The organism is Streptomyces sp. NPDC051136 (assembly GCF_044455745.1).
In the GTDB taxonomy this organism is placed as follows: Bacteria; Actinomycetota; Actinomycetes; order Streptomycetales; family Streptomycetaceae; genus Streptomyces.
In genome coordinates this window covers 146,434-159,100 of the sequence record NZ_JBITFE010000014.1, presented here as the reverse complement: position 1 = coordinate 159,100, position 12,667 = coordinate 146,434, and the positions used below count along the sequence as shown (strand labels likewise).

Here is a 12,667-nt window from a genome sequence, read left to right as displayed (position 1 = left end):
GCCGGTACTCCGGTCGCGCCCCGCCGAGGGAGAAAGGTCGTCCTCATGATGCCGACGGCGGCGTTCAGCCCACCGGGGGAGTCCCGGGCGCCCTGGGGCCGTGTCCTGGTGACCGGCGGCGCCGGATTCCTCGGCTCCCACCTGTGCACCCGGCTGCTCGACGCGGGCGCGGGCGTCGACTGCCTGGACAACCTCTCCACCGGCCGTGCGGAGAAGGTGGCCCACCTGGCGGGGCGTCCCGGCTTCCGGTTCCTGGAGGGAGACGTCTCGGATCCCGGCTGCGCCGACGCCCTCACCGGCCCCTACGACCTGGTCCTGCACCTCGCGGGCCCGGCGTCCCCGGCCGCCCGGCCGGAGCGGCCCGTGGAGGTGCTCGAAGCGGGCGGCCTGGGCACCCGTACCGCGCTGAACGTCGCCGACCGGGACGGCGCCCGGTTCCTGCTCGCCTCCTCCGCGCCGGTGTGCTCCGACGCCCATGCCGGCTTCCCGGACGACGCCGACCCGCTACGTCCCCACCGCGCCCGCGCCGAGGCCACCCGGTTCGCCGAGGCGCTGGTCGCCGCGCACGCGGAGGCCCACGGATCGAACGCCGGGATCGTCCGGCTGTTCTCCGGATACGGACCCGGCATGCGGACGGACGGCGCGAACACCCCGGCCGCCGCCATCGTGCAGGCCCTGGCCGGGCGGCCGGTCACCGTCGTCGGCGACGGCAGCCGGACCCGCCCCCTGTGCTACGTCGACGACATGGTCGACGGCGTCCTGCTGGTCGCGGCCGGCCGCTCGGTGCGGCCGGTGGACATCGGCGGCGACGAGGAGCCCACGGACGCGGAGATCGCCCGGCTGGTGATCGAGCTGACCGGCTCCGACTCGCCGCTGGCCTTCGTCGAGGATCCCGGGCACGGGCACGCCGAGCCCCGGCCGGTCACCGGCTTCGCCCGTGAGATCTTCGGCTGGCTGCCCGGGGTGAGCTGGCAGGACGGGCTGGAACGCACCGTCGCCGCCCTGCGCGGACGGCCCGACCCGGTCCCCGAGGCGACCGACGGGGCCGCGCGGAAGGGGACGGGGGAGTGGTGGGCGTGACGTGAGAGCGTGGCCGCCCGGCACAGACGCGTGAGGGGGCCCTTCGCCGTGGCGAAGGGCCCCCTCACGCGTGGCGGCGGTGGCCGCTCAGCCGGACTTGCCCCGGCCCGACATCGCGTCCCGCACCCGGTCGACCATGCCCGCGCCGGGGGCGAGCAGCTTGTTCATCGGCGGCTTGTCCGGGGCGGCGGGGTGCGGCCGGGTGGGCGCCGTCTTCTTCGCCTGCCGGACCTTGTCGCCCAACTGGTCCAGGGCGTCCGCGGGACACGCCTCGCGGAGCCTCGGGAACAGGTTGCCCTCCTCGTCGGCGACGTGCTCACGGATCTCGCTCATCAGCTTGCCGATCAACCGGTCGAACTCGGCGTCGTCCGCCGCGCATCCCTCCAGGTCCTTCATGATCTGCTCGGCGCCGGCGTGGTCCTCCAGCTCCTTGTCGGCGAGGGCGTCCCCGTTCGCCACGTGCTCGCGGACGGCCGGGTACAGATACGCCTCCTCCGCCACCGAGTGCCGGATCAGCTCGATCGTGGCCTGATCGGCGTACAGCTTGCGGTCCTTGTGACCGGGCGGCAGTGCCTCGATCTTGCCGAAGAGCTCCTCGACCTCGCGGTGATCGGTCGTCAGCTCGTCGATGACGTTTCCTCCGTGTCCCATGTTCCACCTCCAGCGAAGTCGTGGCGGTTGCGGGACCGACCCGCCACGGGCGTACGGACCACCGGGTCCCCGGGGACGCCGCGGGCTAACGCGCCTTTCAGCTCCCGAGCTTGGCCCGCACACCGCCCGCCCGGGACGCCGGTCCGGCTGTGGCGCGGACCGTGCGCTGCACCAGGTGGGCGTCGCGCCGCAGACCCCGGGCGGCGTGCCGTCCGCGCCACAGCCACGAGGGCGCGCCGCCCGTGTCGTCGGCCGCGATCAGCAGGCCGCCCATCATGGACAGGTTCTTCAGGAAGTGGATGCGCTGCTGGGCGCGGTCGGACGCGTCCTCCGCCTCCCAGAACCGGTGCGCCGCCAGCGTGGTGGGGACCAGCGTCGCCGCGAGGGCCAGCGCGGCCACCCGCGGACACCGGCCGAGGCCGAGCATGAGGCCGCCCACCACGTGCACGGCGCCGTTGAGCCGTACGAGTTGCTCGGTGCTGTCCGGCAGCACCGACACGCGGTCGGTCACCGGCCGCACGACCGGCTCGGCCGCCGGTGCCACGTCCTGCGGCCTGCGCAGCGACTGCAGGCCGCCCGCGACGAACATCGAGGCGAGCATCGGCCGGCCGGCCAGACGCAGAAGACTCATGACGCTCTCTCGCTCTCTCCGAGGGGGTGCGACGGGATCACCAGCGGGGTGGTGCCCCTCTGGGATCATCTGGTGCCCCGGCCGGGCGCCGCCATTCGGCGCGCGGGGCGCACCGGTACGGTCCGGCACCCCGCCGGGCGGGGAGAACGCAGGTCACAGACTGGTGAGGATCTGCGGCGACAAGTTCTTGATCATGGTGTTGGTCCAGCGCATCTGGCGCAGCGTCCGCGGGTGACAGGAGGAGACGAGCGCCAGCAGCCGGCCGTCCCTGTAGGCCTGGGCCGCCTGGGCGAGCATCTCCCAGTGCAAGGAGTTCTCCGCCGCCGCGAGGTGCAGCTCCCGCAGGTCCCGAAGGAGGAGCAGTCCGGGCTCCGGCCGGTGCGCGACCGCCTCGGAGGCCCTCTCGCGCAGCGTCGCCAGGACACCGGCGGCGGCCGGGTCCCGAGCCTCCCCCAGCTCCACGCCGTGCTCCGCGCCGGTCTCGGCGAGCCGCCGCACGTGCTCGCGGGACCAGCGGGCCAGGTCGGTGGCGACGTGGTGGACCTCGTGCTCGGCGCGGTGCCGCTCGGCGACGGTCACCAGGTCGTGCGCCAGGTGCCGTTCGCCGCGGTGCAGCGTGCGCAGGGTCAGGGTGATGCCGTTCACCGGGTGCCTCCCTCGTCGCCGTGCGGAAACGGGGCGGGCTCCTGCCGTACCGTGCGGGCCGCGGCTCCGCCCGCGGTGGGCGGGGCCGCGCCGGCGGCGGCCGGTGCCGACGCGGTCGTCGTGGGGGCGGGGGAGGGCCGGCCGTCCGAGCGCTCGACGAGGGTGAGCGCGGCCGTCGCCGTCTTGAACAGCGGCTGTTTGGAGGCCGGGTCCCAGTCGGTGATGGTCGTCTCGTTGGCGGCCCGCCCCGGCGTGTCCGCACCGGGACCCGAGCCGCCGTCGGTGTCCCAGTAGCCGTAGTGGAAGGGCACGAACAGCAGCCCGGTCCGGATGCCGGTCACCCGCAGCCGCCCGCGCAGCGCGCCGCGCCTGCCGGCGACCTCCACCAGGTCGCCCTCGCCGAGACCGAGCCGCTCCGCGTCGCCGGTGGAGATCTCCACCCACACGTCCGGAGCGGCGTCGTTGAGCTGCGGCGCCCGGCCGGTCTTCGTACGGGTGTGGAAGTGGTAGAGCGTCCGGCCCGTCGTGAGCTGGAACGGGTACTCCTCGTCGGGCTCCTCGTGCGGCGGCAGGTAGGCCGCGGCCTTCAGCATCGCCCTGCCGTCCGGGTTCAGTGAGCGGTACTCCACGACCTCCTGCGACGCCCCGGTCTCCAGGTCCTTGCCGTAGCTCTCGCACAGGTCCGGGTGGGCCCAGCTGATGCCGTCGGTGTAGAGCCGGGTGGTGCCCTCGGGGGCCCGCTCGTCGCAGGGCCACTGGATGCCGCCGGTGCCGCGCAGCCCGGCGTAGGACAGGCCCGTGTAGTCGCAGGGGCGGCCCGCGCTGCACCGCTTCCACGCCTCGAACGCCGACTCGGGACCGTCCCAGGTGATCAGCGGGCCGCCGTCCTTGTCCCGGAAGTCCATGCGCCGGGCGTAGTCCAGGAAGATGTCCAGGTCGGGCCTGGCCTCGCCGGGCGGTTCGACGGCCTTGTCGGACAGGTGCACCGTGCGGTCCGCGTTGGTGAGCGTGCCGGTCTTCTCGCCCCAGGTGGCGGCGGGCAGCACCACGTCGGCCAGCTGCGCGGTCTCCGTCAGGTACAGGTCCTGTACGACCGTGAAGAGCCGCTCCTGCGCCAGGACCGAGCGGATGCGGCCCAGTTCGGGCATCGAGACGGCCGGGTTGGTGCCGCTGATCCACAGCATCCGCAGCGAGCCCTGCTCGGCGTAACGGAAGATCTGCATCGCGTGGGTCGGCGGCGCGAAGTGCGGAATGGTCTCCGGCTCGACGTTCCACACCTCGGCGAGGTCGGCGACGTGGGAGTCGTTCTGCCAGTTGCGGAAGCCCGGCAGGTCGCCGTCGGCGCCGCACTCACGGGTGTTCTGGGCGGTGGGCTGGCCGTTCATCTGGAGGAGGCCGGCGCCGGGCCGGCCCAGCATGCCGCGGATCAGGTGCAGGTTGTTGACCTGGACGGCGGCGGCGGTGGCCTGGTGGGACTGGTAGACGCCCTGGAGGACGGTGGAGACCAACGCCTCGGTGGTGCCGACGAGTTCGGCGGCCTCCTCGATCCGGGCGGCGGGGACGTCGCAGATGTCCGCCGCCCACTTCGGCGTGCAGTCGGCGACCCGGGCGGCCAGTTCGTCGAACCCGACGGTGTGCGCGGCGACGAAGCCGTGGTCGACCCGGTCGTGCCGGATCGTCTCGTGCAGCAGCGCGTTGAGCAGGGCGACATTGGTGCCGCCGCGCGGCGCGAGGTGGACGGCGGCGTGTGCGGCGACGCGGGTGGGGCGCGGGTCGACGCACAGCAGGCGCGGCGGGTCGGCCCCCTCGAAGCGGTCGAGGATCCGCATCCACTGCACGGGCTGGGTCTCGGCGAGGTTGTGACCGAACAGCGCGATCACGTCGGCGTGGTCGAAGTCGTCGTAGCTGCCGGGCTGTCCGTCGCAGCCGAAGGTCTCCTTCAGCGCCTCCGCCGCCGTCGCCGTGCACAGCCGCGTGTTGCCGTCCAGGTGGTTGGTGCCGATGCCGGCCCGGGCCAGGACCGCCAGCGTGTAGTACTCCTCCAGGAACAGCTGACCGGAGGTGTAGAAGCCGATCGAGCCGGGCCCCCGCTCGTCCAGCAGGGCGCGCGAGCGGGCGGTCACCAGGTTCATCGCGGTGTCCCAGTCGGTCTCCACCAGCCGGCCCTCGCGCCGGACCAGCGGCCGGGTCAGCCGGTCACGGGAGGCGTTCGCCTGCCAGCCGAACAGGTCCTTCGGGCCGAGCCTGCCGCGGTTGACCCGGTCCACGTCCCGGCCCCGGACGCCCACCATGCGGCCGTCGGCCACCGCGATGTCCATCGCGTCGCCGTCGGAGTGCAGGATCGACGCGGACTGCACCCACCGCTGCACCGCACCGGGCTCCACCCCGTCCGCGAGGAACGTGTCCACCCGGGCCGGCCAGGTCTCGTGCCGCCCGTAGGGCACCCGGGGGCCCCACGGGCGCGCGATCCGGTCCGTCGCATCCTCCATCGCCGGCCTCCCGCCAACCTCCGCCGCACTGCCGGCCGCCGGGTACCCGGTCCAGCGCGATGCAGGCCGACCGGTTGTGGGAGCGCTCCCAAGCGGGCAGGATGGCGGGGTGACCGCGACTGCCTCCGTACGCCCCTACCGCCCGTCCGACGCCCCGGCCCTCGACGACATCTGCATCCGGACCGCGCACAACGGCCGCGACAGCAGGCCCGTGTACGCCGACCCCGCGATCCTCCCGGCCATCTTCGCCGCGCCCTACGTCCACCTGGACCCCGGCCTGGCCTTCGTGCTGGACGACGGGGAGGGCCGTGCCGTCGGCTACGTCCTCGGCACGGCGGACACCGCGCGCTTCGCCGAGGAGTTCCGGGCGAAGTGGCTGCCCCGGGTCGCGGACCGCCACCCGGCGCCCCAGGGACCGCCCGGCACCCCGGACGAGATCATGGCGGGACTGCTGCACGACCCCGAGCGCATGGTCGTCCCCGAACTGGCCGCGTACCCGGCCCACCTGCACATCGACCTGCTGCCCGAGTGGCAGGGGCAGGGCCACGGCCGGGCCCTGATGCGGGAGTTCTGGCGCGCTCTGCGGGAGCGCGGGGTACCGGCCGTCCACCTGGTCATGGCGACGGCCAACACCCCGGCCAGGGCCTTCTACGACCGGCTGGGCTTCCACGAGGTCGCGGCGGCCGGACTCGACCCCGCCGACGTCACCTGCCTGGGCCGTACGACGCAGGAGACGGCACCGGACCTGCGGACGGACCGTCAGTCCGCGCCCAGCTGATAGACGTTGAAGGCCCGGCGGATGACCGGCTGCGCGACGTTGCGCACCCGGACCCCGCCGGCCGTCATCCCGTGCTCCGAGCCCAGGTGCGCGTGGCCGTGGACGGCCAGGTCGGCGCCGGCCGTGTCGATTGCCTCCGCCAGCAGATAGCTGCCGAGGAACGGATGGATCTCCGGTGGCTCCCCGGCCAGCGTGTCGGCGACGGGGGAGAAGTGGGTCAGCGCCACCCGGGCCGCGCAGTCCTTCTCGCCCAGTTCCTTGAGCGCGGCGTGCAGACTGTCCGCCGAGCGGCGGGTGGTGCGGACGAACTCCTTCATCACCGGCTCACCGAACTCGCCCGCGCTGCGCCCGACGAAGCCGCCGCCGAACCCCTTGGTCCCCGCGATCCCCAGCCGGCCGCCGGCGCACTCCACGACGGTTCCCTCGCCCTCCAGCACGGTCACGCCGGCGTCCCGCAGGATGTCGGTGACTTTCTCGGGCTGCTCGTCGTGGTGGTCGTGGTTGCCGAGCACCGCCACCACCGGGACCGGCAGGTCGCGTACCTCCCGGGCCACCACCCGTGCCTCCTCGGGCGTGCCGTGACGGGTGAGATCCCCCGCCAGCAGCAGCAGGTCGGCACAGTCGGGCAGGGTGTCGAACGCGGGCCGCAGCAGGCCTTCGCTGTCGGGGCCCATGTGGATGTCTCCGACGGCGGCGACGCGGATCATCACAGCTCCTCGGCATGGTCGGGGCGGGTGGTCTCCGCCACCACGAGGTCGGTGTGCACGGTCAGCCCCGCCAGCTCCTCACGGGCGAGACGCAGCACGGCATCGCGGCACTGCGCGGACGGCACGGTGCCCGTGAGCGCGACCGACCCGGCCCTCAGCTCGGCGCGCACGCCCAGCTCCCCGAGTTCCTCGGCGGCGAGCCGCTCCTGAAGGTGGGCCACACGGTATGCGGCGTTCTGGGAGCTCCCGGTGCTCTCGGTGCTTCCGGCGTGCTCGGCGTGCCCGGCGTCGTCGCGGTCCCCGGCCGCGGAGGCGGGGCCGCTCGCCGCGGGGCCCTGGTGTCCGACGGGGTCGCTCATGGCTGCTCCTCCTTCGGGGCGGTGACCGGTGAACCGGACGGCGGGACGATCTCCAGCCGTTCGAGGATGAAGAAGAACGCGGCGGGCATCGGCTCCTCGCCGCACTCCCGGCGCAGCGTCTCCCAGTCGATCTTCTCGCGCAGGGTGCGGGCGATCGGCAGCACCGCCCCGAAGTCGCAGTGGTGCTCCGAGAAGGCCGCCAGCAGACCGCGCAGCAGATCGGTCGGCGACAGGACCGGCATGAGCACCGAGTCGACCGACAGGTCCTGGGCCCGGGCCAACAGCTCCGTCGTGACGGGATCGTGCGCCATCTCGAAGATGAGGTCCACTTGCTGACCGAGGCAGTCCGCCTTGAGCAGCCAGTCCTCGGGCGGCGTATAGACCACCAGCCCCGCTTCGCGCAAGGTCGCGGCGACGGCGTCCGCGTCCTCGGGCCTGATGCAGAAGTCGACGTCGTGCTGGAGGTTCTGCGTGCCGCCGTGTGCGTACACGGCGACGCTCCCCGCCAGCGCGAACGGGTGCTCCGCCTTCTTGAGGATCGAGCCGACCTGCTTGGCCGCCTGGAGGATCGCCTGGTTGCGGTCGAGCGGGAGATCCTCGTGCGGCGCCGCGTGCCGGGGGACGGACCCGGCCTCCCCGGCGGCCGGGCGCAGCTCGGAGACGCCGGTGCGCCTGCCGGGAGCGTGGTCGTCGGCGGGCTGCGTCATCGTTGTCCCCTTCCGGATGTCGCCATCGGCGGACCGGAACGGACCGGCCCTCCCCTTGCCCCTCCGGGTACCCGGCGCCGTACCGCCGACACCGTGACCCGTGGCGGGGTGGGGCGCGCGGGGACGGGCACCCGGCCCGCATGAGCGACAAGCGGATGCCACAGCAGACCGATTCCGCCGACCGCCGGACCGTTGAACGGCTGGTGGCGGCATTTCTCGAGGAGACCGAACGGCACGAGCCCGCAGCCGCGGGCGAGGCCCGCGAGGGCTGGGAGCGCGGCGCGCTGTCCGAACGGGCCGCCCAGGACCTCGCCACCTGGGTCACCGCCAGGGTCACGGACACCGGCTTCACCGAGGACGAGGGACCGTACGTGGAGGGCCCGGTCCGGATCACACCGGCCGACAAGGACACCGTGCACGCATGGCTGCGCGCACAGGGGCACGCCGTGTGAGAGCCGCGGGAGGTGACCGGTACGCGGGCGAGCCCCGTCGGGCGGGAGCCCGGCGCCGCCCCGCCGGGCTCCCGTCACGGCCGGCCCTCCGGTCGTCAGCCGGGGTGCGGGCGTGTCCCGGCGTCGGAGGGCGGCTGCCACTCGAACATGAGCAGCGTCGCGTCGTCCCGCAGCCGGTCCTCCTGGGTGGCCAGGATCGAGTGGATCAGCCGGCGCAACGACTCCGGGGCCGGTTCTCCGCCCGCCGTCGCCCGGATGACGTAGTCGGCGAAACGTTCGAGCCCCAGCAGCTTGGTCTCCCGGGTGCGGGCCTCCACGACCCCGTCGGTGTACATAAGCACCCGGTCCCCGGGCTCCAGGGCGATCTCGTGCGTCCGCCGCTCCTGTGCGGTGAGCAGGGACGGCATGCCCATGGGCGGGTCGGTGTCGCGCTCCATCGCATCGATGATCAACCGCTCGTCCCGGATCAGGATGGGCGCCGGATGACCGCAGTTGACCCAGTGCAGCAGCCCCGTGACCAGGTCGAGCTGCGCGACGACCGCCGTGCAGAACTTGTCCGGCAGCCAGTTCGACAGCGCCTCGTCCACGCTCCGCACGAGTTCGGGCAGCGGCAGGCCGGTGCGCCGGGCGTTGCGGCAGGCCGCCAGCGCCACGGTGCTGGTGAGTCCGGACGCCAGGTCGTGGCCCATGGCGTCCAGAACCGCCACGTGCAGTGTCGTGTCGGTGAGCGCGTGGTCGAAGGCGTCGCCGCCGATCTCGTAGGCGGGTTCCAGCACGGCCGTCGACACCACGGTGCCGTCGCCGATGGTGCGCGGGGGCAGCAGGGCGCGGAGCATCTCGGCCGGCAGCTGCATGCGCTCGGTGCGGGTGCGCCGGACGAAGGAGTCCTCGTAGGCCCGCTTGGAGGTGATCATCATGGCCAGCAGCGAAGCCAGCGCACGGCCGCGGGTCAGCGAGGACGCGGTGAGGGCCGTCTCGTCGACGGCCAGTACGCCGAGCCGCTCGGCTCCGTCGAGCAGCGGGAACCATGCGGTGATACCGCCGCCCGTCCTGGACTCCTCCACCCGGAGCGACTGCGTGCGGTACGCCCAACCCGCCAGGGATCCGTCGACCGGGAGCGCCGGTGCCACGGCCGTCTGGGGGACGAGGTAACGCTGCTGGATGTCGACGAGGTAGACGACGGCCTGCCGAAGCCCCAGCGCCTTGGCGGAACGTACCGTGGCGGTGCGCAGGTCCTGGGTGAGGTGGGCCGGATCGGCGAGGAACCGCCGCAGCGCCGCGTCGTCCGGGTCCGACGTGGACACCTCGTCTCCTCTCGTCGGGAGCCCGCCGCGGCGGGGACGATGCCCAGCAGTCTGGCATCGCGCCCCCCGCTCCGCCCGTCGAGGCGGCCGCCCGCGCGGTGCTTCGGTCCTACGGGAAGGGGCACGCGTCACCCTGTACGCCCCCGAGCGCCGAGGAGTGGTGCCGCATGACCGAGTACGAGCGTTCCCGCACCATGCACGCCCCGCCCGAGCGGGTCTTCGACCACGCCGCGGACGTGGGGCGACTGGACACCTGGCTGCCCCGCGACCTGCACGTGGAACCGGAGGAGCCGCCCGCCGTCACCGTGCACGAGGACCGTACCGACCAGGACACCTCGGCCCTGCTGAGCGCCCGGCCCGAGCAGATGCGGATCGAATGGGGCACGCGCGAGCAGGGCAGTTACGCCGGCTGGCTGCAGGTCGCCGGACTCGACGGCGGGACCAGCGAGGTCACGGTGCACCTTTCGTTCCTCGACGACAGCCACGACCCCGGAGGGCAGGCGGTCGCCGAAGCACTCGACGGCAGCCTGCGGCGGCTGGAGGAGCAGGTGCGCACGCACACGCGCTGAGGGGGAGTCACCGTTACCGACCCGCTGTCCGAGCGTGAGGGGGGAGAGGCGGGCGGTTCTTCCGCGACGGGACCGTGCTGCGCCGGCCGCGTCCCGGCCCGCCCGCATCCCGGCCCGCCCCGTCCCGGCCCGCCCGCATCCCGGCCCGCCCCGTTCCCGGCCCGCCCGCGCCGCGGCTTCGTCGTCACCGGCGTACGCGCGACCTGACGACACGTCACGCGCACCCGTGCAGAGCCGGTTGGCTGATCGTTTGCAGCCGTCCGGGTGGGCGGCCGCCCCGGTCGGACGAGGCGGCCGTCACCCGAATGGACCCCGCTCAGTACTGGTGACGGTCCAACCGGTGTCTCCTGGAGGGTGTCAGCGGCGTCCAGGCTGGGAGGCCGATCATGTACGAAATGTGCGTGGGCCCGGAGAAGGCGGGCGGAGCGTTGGTGTGGCACGTGTTGGCCAAACAGGCCGCGGCCACACTGTGCGGACAGCAGCTCCGCGAACGTATGGAGGCATCCGACGGTGAACGGGCGCGTCACTGCCCGGACTGCATGGCTTCCTTCGAGAAGTTGATGGCAACCACACCGTGCTGACCGACCGTCCGCAGCCGTCCGCCCCGTCGCCCCGCGCGGCGGGGCGGACGGCGTGTCCGGGGAGGCGGGAGCGCCGGCCGGGACCGGGGTCACGGACCTGGGCCGCTCCGGTGATCTTTCGCCGGGCGGGGTGCCGCAGCCGTTCCCGGCGATGCCGCAGCCGATTGACTGGTGCGACGGCCGCCACGGCGCTCCGCGCACACCGTCGGCGAACCCGCTCCGGTCCTCCTGCCCCGCCCTCGTGAGGAGTAGCACATGCCGCAGACCGGCGACCCGGCCCCGGCAGGTGCCTTCCCGCGGCTGGACTGGGTGGACGACATGCTGGCGCCCGCCCTGCGGTCCGCGGTCGAGTCGCTGCCGGCCGAGGAAAGCCTCGTCGCCCGGTATCACCGGGGCTGGTGCGAGGCCGACGGGGCGCCCCGCGCGGCCGCGTCCGGCGGCGGCAAGGCCGTACGCCCGGCTCTCGCGCTGCTGTCGGCTGCGGCCGTCGGGGCGGACCCCTCGGACGCGGTACCCGCCGCCGTCGCGGTGGAGTTGGTGCACGACTTCACCCTCCTGCACGACGACGTCATCGACGGCGACGTGCTGCGCCGCCACCGGCCCGCCGCATGGTCGCTGTTCGGGACCCCCGCCGCCGTCCTGACCGGGGACGCGCTGCTGGCGGCGGCTTTGCGCGTGCTGTCCCAGGTGCCGGCGGGCCGGTCCGAGACGGCCGTGCGGGAACTCGTGGGCACTCTCCTGGAACTGGTGGAGGGACAGAGCCGCGACGTCGCCTTCGAGAAGGCGCACGAGGTGTCGGTCGCGGACTACCTGGCCATGGCCGCGGGCAAGACCGGCTCCCTGATCGGCTGCGCCTGCGCACTGGGCGGCGTGCTGGCCGGTGCGGACGCCGTCCGGGTGGGCGGACTCCGGGAGTTCGGCCGGAGCCTCGGCGTGGCCTTCCAGTGCACGGACGACATCCTCGGCATCTGGGGCCGCAGCGCGCGCAGCGGCAAGCCGGTCGGCGCCGACCTCGCCGCGCGCAAGAAGTCCCTGCCGGTGGTGGCGGCCCTGGCCGCCCGGGGCCCGGCCGCCGAGCGGCTGCGCGAGCTGTACCGCACACCGCACCGGCCGGGGGCGACCGACGTGGACCTGGCCCGCCGCCTCGTGGAGCAGGCGGGCGGCCGGCAGGCGGCCGAGGACGAAGCACGCCGCCACCTGGCGGCCGCGTTGCGGTCCCTGACCCAGGCCCGGCCGACCGCCGACGCCTACCGCCGGCTTCACGACATCGCCAGGGCGATGACCCGCCGTCAATCCTGAACGGGCCCTCCCGGCCGCGGCTCCGCTGAACCGGCCCGACCCGTCGTCACGGAAGAACCGCCGCGGTGGCGGCGGACCCACTCGCGGGGCCGGCCCGCGACCGGTGCCCAGCCTGAAGGGCGAACCAGCCCGTATCTGGGCCGACTCGCGGGACCCCCGCCCCACGGAGATCGGCGAGCCTGGCCCGGCTGGACCGGCGAGGGCCTGATGACCACTCCGTTGGCGCAGTGTCATGGCGGGGGACCGGGGAATTCGCCGGACAAGCTCCGCGCGCGTCGTCCTCCCGCGCCCGGGGCGGCGGCAGGAGGCGCCGCGGCCGGTATCCCCGAGTCGGTCGCGGCGCCTCCTTCTCGCTCGGCCGGCCGCCCCGCGCGGGCGGCCGATGGGTGTCGGCCGCCCGGCCATTTGGGTGTCG

Annotated in this window: 13 protein-coding genes; 5 read left to right on the top strand and 8 right to left on the bottom strand. The window is 74.1% G+C overall.

Features of this window, described 5'->3' with window-relative positions; translation table 11 throughout:
* Positions 1-45: 45 nt before the first annotated feature.
* The gene (locus ACIBCJ_RS33130; protein ID WP_365981384.1) at positions 46-1,080 is read left to right on the top strand and encodes an NAD-dependent epimerase/dehydratase family protein; all 1,035 of its coding nucleotides are present in this window, start codon (positions 46-48) and stop codon (positions 1,078-1,080) included.
* Between the two features lie 87 nt (positions 1,081-1,167).
* Here ACIBCJ_RS33130 and ACIBCJ_RS33125 read toward each other — a convergent pair whose 3' ends face one another.
* The 4 genes from ACIBCJ_RS33125 to ACIBCJ_RS33110 all read right to left on the bottom strand — a co-directional run bounded on the left by ACIBCJ_RS33125 (position 1,168) and on the right by ACIBCJ_RS33110 (position 5,496).
* Positions 1,168-1,731 (bottom strand): hemerythrin domain-containing protein, encoded by a 564-nt coding sequence (locus tag ACIBCJ_RS33125; protein ID WP_362104156.1) that lies wholly within the window; start codon positions 1,729-1,731, stop codon positions 1,168-1,170.
* A 97-nt stretch (positions 1,732-1,828) separates the two neighbouring features.
* Positions 1,829-2,362: a DoxX family protein gene (locus ACIBCJ_RS33120; RefSeq protein WP_362104154.1), complete on the bottom strand. Its 534-nt coding sequence runs from the start codon at positions 2,360-2,362 to the stop codon at positions 1,829-1,831.
* 153 nt (positions 2,363-2,515) lie between these two features.
* On the bottom strand, positions 2,516-3,007 hold the full coding sequence (locus tag ACIBCJ_RS33115; protein ID WP_365981383.1) for a hypothetical protein: 492 nt from the start codon (positions 3,005-3,007) through the stop codon (positions 2,516-2,518).
* Positions 3,004-5,496 (bottom strand): molybdopterin-dependent oxidoreductase, encoded by a 2,493-nt coding sequence (locus ACIBCJ_RS33110; RefSeq protein ID WP_365981382.1) that lies wholly within the window; start codon positions 5,494-5,496, stop codon positions 3,004-3,006. Before ACIBCJ_RS33110 ends, ACIBCJ_RS33115 begins: the two co-directional genes overlap by 4 nt.
* A 109-nt stretch (positions 5,497-5,605) precedes the next feature.
* Between ACIBCJ_RS33110 and ACIBCJ_RS33105 the strand changes: the two genes are divergently transcribed.
* Complete coding sequence (locus tag ACIBCJ_RS33105; RefSeq protein WP_362104148.1) at positions 5,606-6,274, top strand: N-acetyltransferase; 669 nt, start codon at positions 5,606-5,608, stop codon at positions 6,272-6,274.
* Here ACIBCJ_RS33105 and ACIBCJ_RS33100 read toward each other — a convergent pair.
* The 3 genes from ACIBCJ_RS33100 to ACIBCJ_RS33090 are packed head-to-tail and all read right to left on the bottom strand — an operon-like array spanning position 6,256 to position 8,047.
* A complete protein-coding gene (locus ACIBCJ_RS33100) occupies positions 6,256-6,981 on the bottom strand; it encodes a metallophosphoesterase (protein ID WP_365981381.1) in 726 nt (241 codons plus the stop codon). The genes ACIBCJ_RS33105 and ACIBCJ_RS33100 overlap by 19 nt on opposite strands.
* The gene (locus tag ACIBCJ_RS33095) at positions 6,981-7,340 is read right to left on the bottom strand and encodes a BON domain-containing protein (protein ID WP_393528147.1); all 360 of its coding nucleotides are present in this window, start codon (positions 7,338-7,340) and stop codon (positions 6,981-6,983) included. Before ACIBCJ_RS33095 ends, ACIBCJ_RS33100 begins: the two co-directional genes overlap by 1 nt.
* Positions 7,337-8,047 (bottom strand): nucleotidyltransferase family protein, encoded by a 711-nt coding sequence (locus ACIBCJ_RS33090; RefSeq protein ID WP_362104144.1) that lies wholly within the window; start codon positions 8,045-8,047, stop codon positions 7,337-7,339. Before ACIBCJ_RS33090 ends, ACIBCJ_RS33095 begins: the two co-directional genes overlap by 4 nt.
* A 140-nt stretch (positions 8,048-8,187) precedes the next feature.
* Between ACIBCJ_RS33090 and ACIBCJ_RS33085 the strand changes: the two genes are divergently transcribed.
* Positions 8,188-8,499 carry a hypothetical protein gene (locus ACIBCJ_RS33085; protein ID WP_362510885.1) on the top strand — a complete coding sequence of 104 codons (312 nt, stop codon included), beginning with the start codon at positions 8,188-8,190 and terminating at the stop codon, positions 8,497-8,499.
* A 95-nt stretch (positions 8,500-8,594) separates the two neighbouring features.
* Here ACIBCJ_RS33085 and ACIBCJ_RS33080 read toward each other — a convergent pair whose 3' ends face one another.
* A complete protein-coding gene (locus ACIBCJ_RS33080) occupies positions 8,595-9,935 on the bottom strand; it encodes a PP2C family protein-serine/threonine phosphatase (protein WP_365981380.1) in 1,341 nt (446 codons plus the stop codon).
* A gap of 35 nt (positions 9,936-9,970) precedes the next feature.
* Here ACIBCJ_RS33080 and ACIBCJ_RS33075 point away from each other — a divergent pair, with 35 nt between their 5' ends.
* Together ACIBCJ_RS33075 and ACIBCJ_RS33070 are read left to right on the top strand one after the other, a co-directional pair.
* Positions 9,971-10,372 (top strand): SRPBCC family protein, encoded by a 402-nt coding sequence (locus ACIBCJ_RS33075; protein ID WP_365981379.1) that lies wholly within the window; start codon positions 9,971-9,973, stop codon positions 10,370-10,372.
* Between the two features lie 836 nt (positions 10,373-11,208).
* Complete coding sequence (locus ACIBCJ_RS33070; protein WP_365981378.1) at positions 11,209-12,252, top strand: polyprenyl synthetase family protein; 1,044 nt, start codon at positions 11,209-11,211, stop codon at positions 12,250-12,252.
* The last annotated feature ends 415 nt before the right edge of the window (positions 12,253-12,667 follow it).